The sequence below is a fragment of the Rhodanobacter terrae genome, from assembly GCF_042657005.1.
GTDB classification, from domain to species: domain Bacteria; phylum Pseudomonadota; class Gammaproteobacteria; order Xanthomonadales; family Rhodanobacteraceae; genus Rhodanobacter; species Rhodanobacter terrae.
The window spans coordinates 45,994-61,783 of the sequence record NZ_JBHSNG010000020.1; the positions used below are offsets into that span (position 1 = coordinate 45,994).

At 62.3% G+C, this 15,790-nt stretch carries 17 protein-coding genes; all 17 read left to right on the forward strand.

Features of this window, described 5'->3' with window-relative positions:
- The first annotated feature begins 63 nt into the window (after positions 1-63).
- The 17 genes from relB (at position 64) to ACFPPB_RS15835 (ending at position 15,786) form a co-directional block, all read left to right on the forward strand.
- Positions 64-288 (forward strand): type II toxin-antitoxin system RelB family antitoxin, encoded by a 225-nt coding sequence (gene relB / locus ACFPPB_RS15755; protein WP_377328790.1) that lies wholly within the window; start codon positions 64-66, stop codon positions 286-288.
- Complete coding sequence (locus ACFPPB_RS15760) at positions 272-541, forward strand: type II toxin-antitoxin system RelE family toxin (protein WP_377328792.1); 270 nt, start codon at positions 272-274, stop codon at positions 539-541. The genes relB and ACFPPB_RS15760 overlap by 17 nt, the downstream gene beginning before the upstream one ends.
- A gap of 91 nt (positions 542-632) precedes the next feature.
- Positions 633-2,702: a glycosyltransferase gene (locus tag ACFPPB_RS15765; protein WP_377328849.1), complete on the forward strand. Its 2,070-nt coding sequence runs from the start codon at positions 633-635 to the stop codon at positions 2,700-2,702.
- 180 nt (positions 2,703-2,882) lie between these two features.
- Positions 2,883-3,170 carry a toxin-antitoxin system TumE family protein gene (locus ACFPPB_RS15770; protein WP_377328794.1) on the forward strand — a complete coding sequence of 96 codons (288 nt, stop codon included), beginning with the start codon at positions 2,883-2,885 and terminating at the stop codon, positions 3,168-3,170.
- On the forward strand, positions 3,167-3,508 hold the full coding sequence (locus ACFPPB_RS15775; RefSeq protein WP_377328796.1) for an HVO_A0114 family putative DNA-binding protein: 342 nt from the start codon (positions 3,167-3,169) through the stop codon (positions 3,506-3,508). Before ACFPPB_RS15770 ends, ACFPPB_RS15775 begins: the two co-directional genes overlap by 4 nt.
- Positions 3,509-3,651: 143 nt before the next feature.
- Positions 3,652-5,715: a glycoside hydrolase family 99-like domain-containing protein gene (locus ACFPPB_RS15780; protein WP_377328798.1), complete on the forward strand. Its 2,064-nt coding sequence runs from the start codon at positions 3,652-3,654 to the stop codon at positions 5,713-5,715.
- 116 nt (positions 5,716-5,831) lie between these two features.
- Positions 5,832-6,593: an electron transfer flavoprotein subunit beta/FixA family protein gene (locus ACFPPB_RS15785; RefSeq protein ID WP_377328800.1), complete on the forward strand. Its 762-nt coding sequence runs from the start codon at positions 5,832-5,834 to the stop codon at positions 6,591-6,593.
- 230 nt (positions 6,594-6,823) lie between these two features.
- Complete coding sequence (locus tag ACFPPB_RS15790) at positions 6,824-7,090, forward strand: AbrB/MazE/SpoVT family DNA-binding domain-containing protein (RefSeq protein ID WP_377328802.1); 267 nt, start codon at positions 6,824-6,826, stop codon at positions 7,088-7,090.
- Positions 7,087-7,482: a type II toxin-antitoxin system VapC family toxin gene (locus ACFPPB_RS15795; protein WP_377328804.1), complete on the forward strand. Its 396-nt coding sequence runs from the start codon at positions 7,087-7,089 to the stop codon at positions 7,480-7,482. The genes ACFPPB_RS15790 and ACFPPB_RS15795 overlap by 4 nt, the downstream gene beginning before the upstream one ends.
- Before the next feature lie 173 nt (positions 7,483-7,655).
- Positions 7,656-8,600, forward strand: a complete 945-nt coding sequence (locus ACFPPB_RS15800) for an electron transfer flavoprotein subunit alpha/FixB family protein (protein WP_377328806.1) — start codon at positions 7,656-7,658, stop codon at positions 8,598-8,600.
- Between the two features lie 242 nt (positions 8,601-8,842).
- Positions 8,843-10,300 carry a UbiA family prenyltransferase gene (locus ACFPPB_RS15805; protein ID WP_377328808.1) on the forward strand — a complete coding sequence of 486 codons (1,458 nt, stop codon included), beginning with the start codon at positions 8,843-8,845 and terminating at the stop codon, positions 10,298-10,300.
- Positions 10,300-11,604 (forward strand): FAD-binding oxidoreductase, encoded by a 1,305-nt coding sequence (locus ACFPPB_RS15810; protein WP_377328810.1) that lies wholly within the window; start codon positions 10,300-10,302, stop codon positions 11,602-11,604. Before ACFPPB_RS15805 ends, ACFPPB_RS15810 begins: the two co-directional genes overlap by 1 nt.
- 2 nt (positions 11,605-11,606) lie before the next feature.
- Positions 11,607-12,344, forward strand: a complete 738-nt coding sequence (locus ACFPPB_RS15815; protein ID WP_377328812.1) for an SDR family oxidoreductase — start codon at positions 11,607-11,609, stop codon at positions 12,342-12,344.
- Positions 12,345-12,351: 7 nt separating this feature from the next.
- On the forward strand, positions 12,352-13,302 hold the full coding sequence (locus ACFPPB_RS15820) for an NAD-dependent epimerase/dehydratase family protein (RefSeq protein WP_377328814.1): 951 nt from the start codon (positions 12,352-12,354) through the stop codon (positions 13,300-13,302).
- A gap of 80 nt (positions 13,303-13,382) precedes the next feature.
- The gene (locus ACFPPB_RS15825) at positions 13,383-14,054 is read left to right on the forward strand and encodes a methyltransferase domain-containing protein (protein ID WP_377328816.1); all 672 of its coding nucleotides are present in this window, start codon (positions 13,383-13,385) and stop codon (positions 14,052-14,054) included.
- A gap of 53 nt (positions 14,055-14,107) precedes the next feature.
- Positions 14,108-15,397: an NAD(P)/FAD-dependent oxidoreductase gene (locus ACFPPB_RS15830; protein ID WP_377328818.1), complete on the forward strand. Its 1,290-nt coding sequence runs from the start codon at positions 14,108-14,110 to the stop codon at positions 15,395-15,397.
- Positions 15,394-15,786 carry a GtrA family protein gene (locus ACFPPB_RS15835; RefSeq protein ID WP_377328820.1) on the forward strand — a complete coding sequence of 131 codons (393 nt, stop codon included), beginning with the start codon at positions 15,394-15,396 and terminating at the stop codon, positions 15,784-15,786. The genes ACFPPB_RS15830 and ACFPPB_RS15835 overlap by 4 nt, the downstream gene beginning before the upstream one ends.
- Positions 15,787-15,790: the final 4 nt, after the last annotated feature.

Below are 15,790 nucleotides of genomic sequence, written 5' to 3' on the forward strand. Positions count from 1 at the left end.
TCGCTGCTGGCCGCAACGAAAGCATGAAGCTATACTTGTATAGCACTTCACCGGAGAAACCCCATGCTCGCCATTCGACTACCTGAAGCTATCGAACTGCGCCTGGAAGCACTGGCGAAAGCCACCGGCCGCACCAAGACCTACTATGTCCGCGAGGCCATCGTCGAGCACATCGACGATCTGGAGGATCTGTACCTTGCCGAACAGGAGTTGATCAAGGTCCGCGCAGGACGCAGCAAGACAACGTCACTGGCCGACGTCATGAAGCAGTATGACCTGGCGGATTGAGCTGTCGTCTCTCGCACAGAAAAACATCCGCCAGTTCGATCCACAAACACGCCAGCGCATTCTGAAATTTCTGAGCACTCGCGTTGCGCCGCTGGATGATCCGCGCAGTCTTGGCGAGGCGCTGAAAGGCTCCAAGCTTGGCGATTTCTGGAAATACCGGGTGGGTGATTACCGCATTATCGCGGACATCCAGGACGGCGCCCTGTGCATTCTGGTGGTTCGCATCGGCAACCGCCGTGAGGTGTACCGATGAACTCGTCTCATCGGTCACCCCGCGAGGTAGCCGTGCAGGATCGAACCGTCAAAGCCTTCAAACTGCCAGGGGCACTCCGCTGATCGGCAATCTGTCATGGCGACTCAAGCGCCTCCATTATCTGTGGCAACGTACGCGTGGCAGCTTCGCCTTGCGCGGCTGGCGCGGCACGCTGGCGCGGATGCGTCAGGAGTTCCAGTCGCGACCCGAACTCGACGAAGACCTGTCGCTGCTGCCGCTGGACGAGCCGTTCGCGCCTTTCGCGCTGCCGGTGGCTGAAGAACCCCGCGTTTCCATCGTCATCCCGGTCCACGGCAAGCTCGCCCACACCCTCGCCTGCCTGCGCTCGCTGGCACGGCACGGTGCGCAAGCGCCGTTCGAAGTGATCGTGGTGGACGATGCCTCGCCCGACGACAGCGCCACCGTGCTGGCGCAAGTCGCCGGCCTGCGCTTGCTGCGCAACGAGCGCAATCTCGGCTTCATCGGCAGCTGCAATGCCGGCGCGGCAGCGGCGCACGGCGAGTTCCTGCTGTTCCTCAACAACGACACCCAGGTGACAGCCGGCTGGCTAGATGCGTTGTTGCGCTGCTTCGCGGAACGCGCCGACTGCGGCATCGCCGGCAGCCGGCTGGTCTATCCGGACGGTCGCCTGCAGGAAGCGGGGGGTATTGTGTTCGCCGACGGCAGTGGCTGGGCCACCGGCCGCTTCGAACGACGTGACGCTCCCGCATTCCGCTATCGCCGCGAGACCGATTACGTCTCCGGTGCCTCGCTGCTGATTCGCCGTGAGGTGTTCCGGCGCATCGGCGGTTTCGATGCACGCTATGCGCCGGCTTATTACGAGGACACCGACCTGGCGTTCGCGGTGCGCCGGCTCGGCCTGCGGGTTTATTACGAGCCGGCCAGCACCGTCATCCATTGCGAAGGCATCACGGCCGGCACCGACCTCACGCGCGGCATCAAGCGCCATCAGCTGATCAACCAGGCGAAGTTCGTCGACAAATGGAAGGTCGAGCTTTCCTCGCAACCGCCGGCAGGCACCGCGCTGGAACGCGCCGCTCGCTGGCGTTCGCGCGGCCGCGTGCTGGTCGTGGATACGATGACACCGGAACCGGCACGCGACTCGGGCTCGCTACGGTTGTCGGCGATCCTGCGCCTGCTGGATGAGCAGGGTTGGTCCACCAGCTTCCTGCCCGACGACGGTCGCGCCAGCGCGCAGGAAATCACGGCCCTCGGCTCGCTCGGCATCGAGGTGTTGTGCAGGCCGTGGGTGTCCGGGCTGCCCGGATGGCTGCGCGAGCACGGTGCGGAGCTGCATGCCGTGATCCTGTGCCGCCACACCGTAGCCGGCCAGTACGCCGACCTGGTGCGCCAACATGCGCCGCAGGCAAAGCTGCTGTTCGATACGGTGGATCTGCATTTCTTGCGCGAGCAGCGCGCCGCCGAACTGAGCGGCAACTCGGTCATGGCCCGTCAAGCCGAAGCCTCGCGCCGCAGCGAGCTGGCGGTGATCGGCCAATGCGATGTCACCTTCGTGGTCAGCCCGCACGAACAGGCGTTGCTCGCGCAGATGCTGCCGCAAGCCCGGGTGGAGGTGTTGTCCAATATCCACGACGTCCACGGCTGCCGACATCCCCACGGGGAACGCAAGGACCTGGTCTTCATCGGCGGCTATGGCCATCCACCCAACAGCGACGCGATCCGCTGGATGGCCGGCGATATCCTGCCGAAATTGCGCGCCGCGCTGCCCGACATCCGCCTGCACATACTCGGCGATCTGCCGGATGCGGTACGGCGCGACCTTGCCATGCCGGGCCTCGAACTGCATGGCCGCGTATCCGACCTGGCGCCGTGGCTGGACAACTGCCTGGCCTCGCTTGCGCCATTGCGTTTCGGTGCCGGCGTGAAGGGCAAGATCAACATGGCGATGAGCCATGGCGTGCCGGTGATCGCCACCACGATCGCGGTGGAGGGCATGCAGCTGCACGACGGCGTGGACGTACTGGTGGCCGACGATGCCACCGCCTTCGTCGACGCCGTGCTGCGTCTGCAGCGCGACAAAAACCTGTGGCAGCAGCTGTCGGAACACGGCCTGGACAATGTGCGGCAGCACTTCTCCGCAGTCGCCGCCGCCGCGGTCCTGCATCGCGTGCTGGATTGACTGCGCGTACCGGCGAGGTTGATCACGCGTACCGCTCCGCCAGGATCAGTGTTCCGTTGGTGATCAGAGCCGCGGACGCTGGCCGATCCTGCGATCTTGTCTGCCAGACCGCGCCGATGTCGGCGTCTTCAGTGTTGGTGTATTTGACAACACCTTGTGAGTGTTGGCATGTTCTCCAACATGAAAGTCAAACTGCTGCTCCGCGAGCGCCAAAGCCTGACGGAAACAGCGTTCATTGAGGCTGTCATTTGGCACGGGTCCAGGCCAGTGTCCGGCAGAGACCATGACTACAAGTACAGCTTGGTGCTGGTTGCTGAAGGTGTCTGCGTACTGCGATATGACAACGAAGCTGGCAAAGGCGACCACAAGCATGTTGCCGGCCGCGAAGTGACTTATCGCTTCATCGACCTGTCCACGCTGCAAACCGATTTCTGGAACGACGTTGAAGTGTGGAGGGCAGAGCAATGAAAACAGTGACGCTCGGTGTTTCTTCAGGTGAGGCAACCAAGCGGCGAATGGCCGCCGCTTTCCAGGGCGAGGCGCAGGGCACGTTCATTTCGTTCACGTCGATTGAACTGCTCTGGAAAGTGCTGACCGCCAAACGATGGGAAATCCTGCATGCCATGACAGGTCAAGGTGAACTGGCGATCCGCGAGGTGGCCCGCCGTGTCGGCCGCGATGTCAAAGCTGTTCATGGCGATGTGACGGCTCTCGTCCATGCTGGCGTACTTGAACGATCGGGCGATGGGGTATCGTTTCCCTACGACGCCGTGCATGTCGATTTCACTCTGCGCAAAGCAGCGTAGCCACACACGTTTTCCGACGATCCTGCCGGCAGCGCGGCGGGTGATCACGGTGCGTCGGAACTCCGATCATTTCTCACCGGCGCACGCAATTGACCACAGTCGTGCCAACCGCGATGCTCCGACATCACCACCGATAGGGCACCATGTCACCTCGCGACTTCGCCAAACGCTCCCTGTTCGCCGTGCTGCGCCTCGGATTCCGGCTGACCCCGATGCCGCTGGCCACGCGCGACCGGCTGCGTCAGCGCTTCCTGGATCGGCACGCGTACCTGCTGCCGCCGGGTCCGCGCGGCCAGGTCGATGGTTCATCACAGATTGAACGCCGACCCCGTGTCCACGCCGCGGGGCGCGCGATTGGCTATGTCCCCCGGCGCACCGGCACGCTGCCGACGCGACTGCCCGCCACGCTGGTGGCGTTCTATCTGCCGCAATTCCACCCGATCCCGGAGAACGATGCGTGGTGGGGCGAGGGCTTCACCGAGTGGCACAACGTGGCACGCGCCCTGCCGCAATTCGAAGGTCACGCCCAGCCGCGCCTGCCCGGCGAACTGGGCTTCTACGATCTGCGCCTGCCCGGCGTCATGCGCCGGCAGATGCAGTTGGCGCGCGAATACGGCATCGGCGCGTTCTGCACCTATTTCTATTGGTTCGCCGGCAAGACGTTGCTGGAACAGCCGCTGCAGCAATGGCTGGCCGATGCCACGCTCGACCTGCCGCTGTGCCTGTGCTGGGCCAACGAGAACTGGTCGCGCCGCTGGGATGGCCGTGCCGACGACATCTTGGTCGGCCAGCAGCACAGTCCGGCCGATGACCTCGCGTTCATCGAACATGTCTCGCGCTACCTGCGCGATCCGCGTTATCTGCGCGTGGACGGCAAACCGCTGTTGCTGATCTACCGCCCCGGCCTGTTGCCGGAGCCAAGGGCAACCGCCCGGCGTTGGCGCGAGTGGTGCCTTACGAACGGCATCGGTGAGATATCGCTCGTCTATGTGCAGAGCTTCGATCGTGTCGATCCGCGTGACATCGGCTTCGATGCCGCCGTGGAATTCCCGCCGAACAACACCACGCCCGCACCGATCACCGCCCGCCAGCAGCTGCTCAATCCGGACTACCGCGGCGATGTGCATGACTGGCGCGAGATGGCCCGCCAGGCCATGGCGAAACCCGATCCTGTGTATCCGTGCTACCCCGGCGTCAACTCGAGCTGGGACAATGAACCCCGGCGCAGCGGCCGCGGCCGCGTGTTCGCCCATGCCTCGCCACGCGGCTACCGTGACTGGTTGCGTCAGGCCATCACCACAGCGCAACGACGTCTTCCTGCGCAGCCCATGGTCTTCATCAACGCCTGGAACGAATGGGCCGAAGGCGCCGTGCTGGAACCGGACACTCGACTCGGCCACGCCTGGCTCGAGAATACCCGCGCGGCACTGCATCCCGCGCCGGTTGCAGACACGCGCCCGTGTGCGGTGATCCATGTCTGGTATCCCGACCTGCTGGACGAACTCGTCGCGGCACTGCGCGCCAGCGGCATCGACTGGCGCATCATCATCACCACTGCCGAGGAGCGCGAACTGCAGGTACGCGAGCGAGTAGCGCAGCTGGATCTCGACGCCGAGATCGACGTATTCGAAAACCACGGCCGCGACATCCTGCCGTTTCTGCGCGTCGCCAATCGCCTGCTCGACGAAGGCGTGACGACCGTGCTGAAGCTGCACGGCAAACGCTCCACTCATCGCGAGGACGGCGAGATCTGGCGCCGCGAACTGCTGGACAAGCTGCTCGCACCCGAGCGAGCCGGGCACATCCTGGCGGCATTCCGCGACGATGTCACCCTTGGACTGGTCCATGCCGAAGGGCACCGGCAACTGGTTGAGCAATACTGGGGCGCCAACCAGGCCAACGTCGACTACCTCACCTGTCGCCTCGGCATCGAGCCGCCCCAGGCGGAACAACACAGCAGCTTCATCGCCGGCAGCATGTTCTGGTTGCGCCCGGCGGCGCTGCGCCTGCTGCTCGATGCCCATCTGGAAGTGGCGGAGTTCGAAGCCGAGGCCGGGCAGCTGGATGGTACTTTGGCCCATGCCGTCGAGCGCGTGTTCAGCCTGGCCGTAGCCGCAGCCAGCTTCAGCACGGCCAGCGCGGCCAGCGTGGTCGGCCTGCCGGAAACCGCTGCTGGAGCGTATCCGTACGCGCAGCGCAGCGGCTGAGGTCAGCCGTGGGCTCTACGCCCGCAAAACCACTTTTTCGTACGATTGTTTGATGCCGGGTAGAATGGGCAATTCGCACCCCGGCACGGGGCAGCCAACAAGGTAGGAAATCGCAGATGAAAATTCTGGTCGGCTACAAGCGCGTCGTGGACTACAACGTGCGCATCCAGGTCAAGCCCGACGGCAGCGGCGTGGTCACCGACGGCGTCAAGCTGTCCGCCAATCCGTTCGACGACATCGCGCTGGAAGAGGCGCTGCGCCTGCGCGAGAAAGGCGTCGCCACGGAAGTCGTGGTCGTCGGCATCGGTCCGGCCGACCTCACCGCGCATCTGCGCAACGGCCTGGCGATGGGCGCAAACCGGGCGATCCACGTCGTCACTGCGGATGCCGTGCAGCCGCTGACCGCCGCCCGTGTCTTCCTCAAGCTGATCGAGAAAGAGCAGCCGGGGCTGGTAATCCTGGGCAAGCAGGCGATCGACGACGACGCCAACCAGACCGGCCAGATGCTGGCCGCCCTGTGGGATCGCCCTCAGGCCACGTTCGCCAGCAAGGTCGCCATCTCTATTGAGAGCGGCGCCGATGGCAAGGCCACGGTGACCCGCGAAGTCGACGCGGGTCTGGAAGTGATCGAGGCGGATTTGCCGGCCGTGATCACCACCGACCTGCGCCTCAACGAACCGCGCTTCATCAAGCTGCCCGACATCATGAAGGCGAAGTCCAAACCGATCGACACGATCGAGTTCGCCTCACTCGACGTCGCGGCACACGACCATCTGAAGACCACGCACTACGCCGCCCCAGCCAAGCGCAGCAAAGGCGTGATGGTGAAGGACGCCGCCGAACTGGTCGCCGCTCTAAAGCAAAAAGGCCTGCTATAAACCCCCTTCCCGCGTAGGAGCCCGCTAGCGGGCGATGCTCCAGTTCTGATGTCCAGATAGGGAAGATTCAAAACAAGAGCATCGCCCGCTAGCGGGCTCCTACACGCGTCAATCGCGATCCGTTGGTCAGCTGTTGGCCTTGGGAGCAATAGATCAGGTGACTAGCAGGTAATGCATTTAAGCATTACCATGCAAGCGAAATACCCGCGCCGAAATACGAGGACCTCCACATGACCACATTGACCGTTACCGCCCGGGGGCAAGTCACCTTTCGCAAAGAGGTGCTGCAGCACCTTGGCATCAAGCCGGGGGAGAAGATCGAGCTGGACTTGCTGCCTGATGGGAGGGCCGAGTTGAAGGCCATCCAGCAGAAAGGGTCGCTGCGCAATCTGGCCGGGTTTCTGAAAGGCAAGACCAACGGCAAGGTGCTGACCATCGAGGAAATCGACGCCGCGATAGCCGACGCGAACGCGGCAGCAGGCGCGGGCCGGACGTGAAGATCGTCGCCGATACCAACGTCCTGTTGCGCGTCATCGTTGGCGATGACGCCAGGCAAAGCCAGGCAGCGCTGAAAGCGATGGAACATGCCGACCTCGTCGCGGTCAGTCTGCACTCGCTTTGCGAGCTGGTCTGGGTTCTGCATCGTCGCTACGACGTATCTCGGGAAGACATTGCCGTGGCCATTCGCCAGCTGATGAACACACAAAACATCGTGCTGAACCGGCCCGCCGTCGAAGCCGGCCTGTCGATACTCGATGCGGGCGGCGATTTCGCTGATGGCGTGATCGCCTTCGAAGGACAATGGCTTGGCGGCGAAACCTTTGTTTCATTCGATCAAAAAGCGGTTGCACTGCTCACGGCACAAGGTCAATCCGCACGCCTGCCATAGAACCATGTAGGAGCCCGCTCGCGGGCGATGCTCTTGATCCAATAGACACATCAGAACAAAGGCTTCGCCCGCAAGCGGGCTCCTACATTAGATCCGCCAAACACCAGAGCAAGAGCATCGCCCGCCAGCGGGCTCCTACCACGCACACACACACGAAGCTTCGGAGACACGTTATGAGCAAGATCCTGGTCATCGCCGAACACCTGGGCGGCAAACTCAACTCCTCCACCGCCCGTGCGGTAAGCGCCGCCATCGCCGTGAAGGGCGAAGCCATCGACGTGCTGGTACTCGCCGACAGCGTCGACGCGATCGCCACCGAGGCCGCGAAGATCGACGGCGTCAGCCGCGTGCTCACCATCGCCCGTGCCGAGAACGCGCATCCACTGGCCGCCATCCTGGCGCCGCAAATCGCCAAGGCCGCCGCCGGCTACAGCCACGTATTCGTACCGTCCACCACGTTCGGCAAAGACGTCGCCCCCCGCGTCGCTGCCCTGCTCGGCGTGGCCCAGGTCAGCGACGTGATGAGCGTGGAAGCCGCCCACACCTTCAAGCGTCCGATCTACGCCGGCAACGCAATCATCACCGTCGAGGCCGACGCCAACCACACCGTGGTCGCCACGATTCGCTCCGCCTCCTGGCCCGCCGCAGGCAATGGCACCAGCAGCGCGCCGATCGAGGCACTGAACATCGACGTGGCACTCCCCACGCATACCCGCTTCGTCGAACTCAAACAGGGCAGCAGCGATCGCCCGGATCTGCAAAGCGCCAGCAAAGTCGTCTCCGGCGGCCGCGGTGTCGGCTCGAAAGAAAACTTCGACATCATCTTCAGGTTCGCCGATCGGATCGGCGCCGCCGTGGGCGCCTCGCGCGCCGCCGTCGACGCCGGCTACGTGCCCAGCGACCTGCAGGTCGGCCAGACCGGCAAGATCATCGCTCCCGAGCTGTACATGGCGATCGGCATCTCAGGCGCGATCCAGCACCTCACCGGCATTAAGGACGCCGGCACCATCGTGGCGATCAACAGGGATGGCGAGGCGCCGATCTTCGAGATTGCAGACTTCGGGCTGGTCGGTGATCTGTTCAAGATCATTCCGGAACTGGAGCAAGCGCTGAGTTGATGCGAGCAGCGACTGAATCAGGCCACGGGTCGGCCCCCACATCAAAACAACGGCCACCACGCCATGACAGGCAATTCCACACAAACATCAAAACATGGCGCGGAATATCGATCGGTTCACGCCCGGGGAATACACCGCGTCATCATCTGTACATAGATTTAGTAGATTGCACCTGCCTGCCCATAGACTAAGCAGCTGCTGACGCACCAGCTCATGCTTTCTGTATTTAGAGAGATTTAGGGATGAACCAGGCAATGACGGAAGAAGCCTCGGCACTGCACACGAATAGAGCCGTGCCACTATGCATCGACCTCGACGGAACCCTGATCCGTTCCGACCTGTTGGTGGAGTCCGCACTTGCGCTGATCGCAAGCAACCCGCTCACCGTATTCGCGATGCTGGTATGGATGCTGCGCGGCAAGGCGTATCTCAAGCAGCAGATCGCCCAACGCATCGCGCTCGACATAGCCACCCTGCCCTATAACCAAGAAGTCCTCGAATGGGTGCGTGAGCAACAAAAGCTGCGCCCCGTTGTCTTGTGCACCGCATCAGACCACAGCCTGGCGGATGCTGTTGCCGCTCATCTCGGTGGTTTCAGTGCAGTACTGGCCAGCGATGGTCAGCACAACCTTTCGGGAAGGAACAAGGCACAAGCACTGATCGCGCTTTACGGCGAGCGCGGCTTCGACTACGCCGGCAATGCCACGATCGACTTGCAGGTATGGCGCCATGCACATTCGGCCATCGTGGTGGAAACGAGTGCGCGGCTGAGCAAGGCCGCCGCAAGCGTGACTGGTGTCGATCGCAGCTTCAAAATCCCACGCACCTCGCTTCGCATCTGGGCGAAAGCCTTACGCATGCATCAATGGATCAAGAACGTGTTGGTGTTCCTGCCACTGCTGGCAGCGCATCGTATCTTCGATCCGGCAGCCGTCTCCAGCTCGCTGCTGGCATTTCTGTGCTTCGGCTTATGCGCATCCAGCGTCTATGTGACCAACGATCTTCTCGACTTGGGCGCCGACCGTTTGCATCCGCGCAAACGGCGCCGGCCGTTTGCCGCCGGCGCGCTGCCGTTACTTGCAGGACCCGTCGCTGCAATTGCCTTGCTGGTAAGCAGTTTCGTGCTGGCCTGGTTTGTTGCACCCGCGTTTCTTGAGGTACTGCTCGGCTACTACGTTCTCACTACCGCTTATTCGCTGCGCTTCAAGCGCATCATGATGTTGGACGTGGTGGTGCTGTCCATGCTGTATACCACGCGGATTCTCGCCGGTGCGGCTGCCGTCAAGACCTTTCCTTCGTTCTGGCTGCTGGCCTTTTCTATGTTCATCTTCCTCAGCCTGGCGATGGTCAAGCGCTATACCGAACTTGTGTCCGCACTCAAGCTAGGCAAAGTGACCGCCAACGGGCGCGGCTACGATGTCGACGACATCCCGCTAATCCAGTCGATGGGGAGTTCCAGCGGCTATCTGGCCGTACTGGTGTTGGCGCTGTACATCGACAGCACCGCAAGCCAGGCGCTTTACAAGCACCCGCATTATTTGTGGCTGCTATGCCCACTATTGCTCTATTGGATCAGTCGGGTATGGGCCATCGCACACCGGGGCATCATGCACGATGACCCCGTGGTGTTTGCCGTCATGGACAATGTCAGCCGCGTACTGCTGGCACTCGCGGCGATCATCATCGTCGTGTCCGTCTGATGAGTCGTGCCGGTCAATCCTGGGGACGCTATCCACGGGTTACACAAGCCAGGATCGACCTTTCGGACCGGCACCGCCCGCTGCCTGCGGTGGAAGGTTCGATGCTGCCTTACGGCAACGGCCGGAGCTACGGCGACAGCTGTCTCAATGACGGTGGCAGCCTGCTGCACGCACACCGGTTGAACCACTTCATCAGTTTCGACCCTAGCAACGGTCAACTCGAATGCGAAGCTGGCGTGCAGCTGGCCGAGATCCTCGACCTCGTAGTCTCGCAAGGCTGGTTCGTGCCGGTCACCCCAGGCACGCGGTTCGTCACTGTCGGCGGCGCCATCGCCAACGACGTGCATGGCAAGAACCATCACCGGGGCGGCAACTTCGGACGACACGTGCTGGAGCTGGAACTGCTGCGTTCCGACGGCAGCCGGCGGGTCTGCAGTCATGCGGAAAACCCCGACTGGTTTGCTGCCACCATTGGCGGACTGGGGCTGACCGGGCTGATCACCAGGGCACGCATCCAGTTGCGGCGCATCGCAGGTCCGTGGATGAGTACCGAAGTGCATCGCTTCGAAAACCTGGACGGCTTCTTCCGGCTCTCGGAAAACTCCGATCGTGACTACGAATACACGGTGGCATGGATCGACTGCCTGGCCACCGGCCGCAGTCTCGGGCGCGGCCTGTTCACCCGGGCCAACCACGCGCCAGCTCACCCCGACCAGCGGCCCTCCAGGTCATCGCGGAACCTGCGCATGCCGTTCACACCGCCGCTGTCGCTGATCAACCGGTTCACCTTGCGTGGCTTCAATGCTCTGTACTACCTGCGCCAGCGCCGGCAGGTGGTGCATGCCATCACCCATTACGAACCGCATTTCTATCCGCTGGACGCCATTGGCGACTGGAACCGCATCTACGGACAGCGCGGCTTCATGCAGTATCAATGCGTGGTCCCACCCTACGATGCCGAAGACCGCGTTGCGCAGCTGCTGCGGGTCATTGCCGCCTCGGGCAGCGGCTCGTTCCTGGCCGTACTCAAGCAGTTCGGCACGCTGTCCTCGCCGGGTATGCTGTCCTTTCCCCGGCCCGGCACCACGCTGGCACTGGACTTTCCGAACCAGGGTACGCGCACCCTGTCGCTGCTTAACCGGCTCGACGACATCGTGGTCGAGGCTGGTGGTGCGGTCTATCCGGCCAAGGATGCGCGCATGTCCGGCGCGCATTTTCGCCAATACTTTCCTGCCTGGGAATCCTTCCGCTCGTTTGTCGATCCGCGCTTCTCGTCCAGTTTTTGGCGCCGGGTCATGGAGTAAACATGCTCAACGTACTCATCATCGGTGCCACCTCGGCCATCGCGGAAGCCACTGCGCGATGCTACGCCGCCCGCGGCGCACGGCTGTTCCTGGTGGCTCGCGACGCGACGCGACTGGCCGACATTGCCGCCGACCTGCGCATACGCGGCGCCATCGACGTCGGTCAGGCCACGCTTGACGTCAACCGGTTCGACGCCCATGCCGGCGTACTCGACCAGGCCTGGCAGCTGCTGCAAAGCGTCGACGTGGTGCTGATCGCCCACGGCACGCTGCCAGACCAGGGCGCCTGCGAGAGCTCGGTGAAAACCGCACTGACGGAATTCGCCACCAATGGCACTTCCACCATCGCCCTGATGACCGCACTGGCACCGCGTCTGGAAGCACAGCGGTGCGGCGTACTGGCTATCATCTCGTCAGTCGCCGGCGATCGCGGCCGGCAGAGCAATTATCTCTATGGCGCTGCTAAGGCCGCGGTCAGCACGTTCGCCAGTGGCATGCGCCAGCGCCTGGCCAAGGTCGGCGTCAGCGTGTTGACCATCAAGCCAGGTTTCGTCGACACCCCGATGACCCGTGATTTCCGCAAGGGCGCGCTATGGGCCACGCCCGATGCGGTGGCGCGCGGGATCGTGCATGCGGCGGACCGCAGCCGCAGCGTGGTCTATCTGCCATGGTTCTGGTGGCCGATCATGCTGATCATTCGCCACATTCCCGAATTCATCTTCAAGCGCATCAGACTGTGACCGCACCATGAGCAAGATCGACAAGCACGCCAAACTGGTCCTTACCGGCGCCGCCGGCCTGGTTGGCCAGAACCTGATCGTGGAGCTGAAGGCGCAGGGCTACACCCGACTCGTCGCAATCGACAAGCACGCCTACAACCTCGACATCCTGCGTCAGCTGCACCCCGACGTGACGACCCTGCTGGCGGACCTCGCCGAAGACGGCGACTGGACCGAGGCCTTTATCGATGCCTCCTGCGTCGTGCAGCTGCATGCACAGATCACCGGCAAGACGCCCGACCTGTTCGTGCGCAACAACCTGGACGCCACCCGACGCGTACTCGAAGCCGTGCACCGTCACGCGGTACCCTATCTGGTACACATCAGCTCGTCGGTGGTGGTGTCGGTAGGGGATGACGACTACACCCGCACCAAGCGGGTGCAGGAAAAGATGGTGGTGGAGAGCGGCATCCCGCACTGCGTGCTGCGCCCCACCCTGATGTTCGGCTGGTTCGACCCCAAGCACCTGGGCTGGCTGTCGCGCTTCATGGCCAAAACCCCTGTGTTCCCGATTCCCGGCGACGGCCGCTACATGCGTCAGCCGCTGTACGAACGCGACTTCTGCCGTTGCATCGTGCGCTGCATCGAGGCTCAGCCCGGTGGCAACATCTACGACGTGGTCGGCGACACCCGGATCGACTACGTGGATATCATCAAGACCATCAAGCAGGCCAAGCGGCTGCGCACGCTGATCGTGCATATCCCGTACGGCCTGTTCCACCTCCTGCTGCGCGTCTACGCGAAGTTCAGCGGCAAGCCACCGTTCACCGCCGACCAGCTCAAGGCGCTGACTGCCGGCGACGAGTTCCACGGTGTGGATACAGCGCAGGTGTTCGGCGTACGGCAGACGCCGTTCGCTGAGGCGATCCGCGAAAGCTATTGCGATGAAAAATATTCAGGCATAACCCTCAAACGGTAGACGCGCGACAACACGCCCCGCCCCAAGGTTAGTGAGTCGCGACGCGGCTATCGACATTCACTCTACAAGAGGTTTGAAACATGAGCTCGGAAGCTGAAGTACTAAAGAGCATGTATGAAGCGCGTTTCGACAAGAACGCTCAGGCAAGAAAGAATGAAATATGGAAAGTTCTCTGCCGGAACTATTTCCAGAAGTACGTGAAATCAGCCGATACCGTGGTTGATATCGGCGCAGGTTATTGCGAGTTCATCAACAATATTCAGTGCGCCGACAAAATTGCAGTGGATCTCAACCCCGACGTATCCACCCGCGCCAACGCCGGTATCAGGGTCATCAATGAGTCGTGCACCCAGCTCTCGTCGATCCCCTCCGGCAGCGTTGACTGCGTGTTCATGAGCAATTTTCTCGAGCACTTGCCGAGCAAAGAGCTTGTGCTGAATACCCTTCGCGAGTCCCGCCGCATCCTCAGGTCAGGCGGTCGCATAATGATCCTTCAGCCCAATATCCGCTTCCTTCCCGGGGAATACTGGGACTATTTCGACCATCACACGGCACTTACCGATCGCAGCTTGGCCGAAGCGCTGGTCTTGGCGGGCTTCGAAGTTTCCGTCTGCATTCCAAGATTTCTCCCATATACAACAAAGAGCCGCCTGCCCCAGTCGCCGTGGCTTGTGGCGCTCTACCTTCGGCTGCCCATTTTCTGGCGATACATCGGCAAACAGGCTTTCCTGGTGGGTATCGTGCCTGCCTGAATGTTGCTGGTGTCCATCCTGCATCCAAGCACTTTGTCATTCGGAACTAGTCAATGAATTTCAAGATAGTAGGCGCCGGCCCGATGGGCCTGATGACCGCCATGGAGTTGCTCAAGTGCGGCCATGAGGTCGACATATACGAGCGCGACGACCGCATTGGCGGCATGTCGGCCACATTCGATTTCGCCGGCCTGGAAATCGAGCGCTACTACCACTTCATCTGCAAGACCGACTATCCGTTGTTCGAGCTGCTCGCCGAACTCGGCCTGTCGGACAAGCTGCGCTGGACCGACACGAAGATGGGCTTCTACTACAACGGCAAGCTGTACAAGTGGGGCACCCCGTTCGCCCTGCTGGCGTTCGACGGGCTGGGCCTGCTCGGCAAGATCCGCTACGGCCTGCATGCGATGTACACCAAAGGCATCAAGGACTGGCGTCCGTTCGACCGCATGCGCGCGACCGAATGGATCCGCCGTTGGGTCGGCGAACGCGCCTACAACGTCCTGTGGAAGAGCCTGTTCGAACTGAAGCTGTTTGAGCACAGCGACGAGATCTCCGCTGCCTGGATCGGCACCCGCATCAAGCGCGTGGCGCTGTCTCGCCGCAGCCTCATGCAGGAAACCATGGGTTACCTGGAAGGCGGCTCCGCCACGCTGCTCCGCGAAATGGAGCGCTTCATAGTCGAGCGCGGTGGGCGCATTCACCTAAAGTCCGGCATCGACCGGGTCAACGTCACCGACGGCCGCGTCAGCAGCATCCTGGTCGACGGCGAGGAACAACCCTGCCAGGCCGTGATTTCCACCGCCCCGATCCAGTACGTGCCTCGGCTGGTGCCCGACCTGCCGGCCGACTTCACCGACCGCATCAACCGGATCAAGAACATCCCGGTGGCCTGCGTCATCCTCAAGCTCAAGCAACCCCTGAGCGAAAATTTCTGGATGAACATCAACGACGCGAGCATCGAGATACCCGGCGTCATCGAGTACACAAACCTCAACCACATGACGCCCTCTGTCCTCTATGCGCCGTTCTACATGCCCAAGACACATCCCAAGTGGGCGCACAGCAACGACGAACTGATCGACGAGGTGATCGGCTACCTCGGCAAGCTCAACCCGGCCTTTTCACCGGACTGGGTGCTGGCCCGGCATTGTCATCGCTACGACTTTGCCCAGACCATCTGCCCGCCGGGCTTCTACGACATGCTGCCGCCCATGGAGACGCCGATTGCCGGTCTGTACATGGCGGATACCTCGTACTACTACCCGGAGGATCGCTCGATCAACGAGAGCATCGCGGTGGCCCGCCAGCTGGCCGCCCGCGCGATCGGATCGTTCATATGATGTCGCGCCAATTCATCAAGTTCCTCGTGACGGGCGGTGTTGCGGCCATTGCAAACTTCGGCTCGCGCATCGTCCTCAGTCACTGGATGCCCTACGTCCCGTCGATCATCATCGCCTTCTGCATCGGCCTTATATCGGCCTTCGTGCTCAACCGTGCCTTCGTCTTCGTCAATGCCTCCAACACGCTACGAAACCAGGCCTGGTGGTTCACCATCGTCAATCTCGCAGCACTGGTGCAGACCTTGGTCATCAGCGTCGCCTTGGGGAAATACGCATTACCCGCGCTCGGCATTGACGCACATGCCGAAACGATCGCCCACGGCGTCGGAGTGCTGGTGCCGGTGGTGACAAGTTATTTTGGTCACAAGCAGTTTTCGTTCCGGGTGTGAGCAT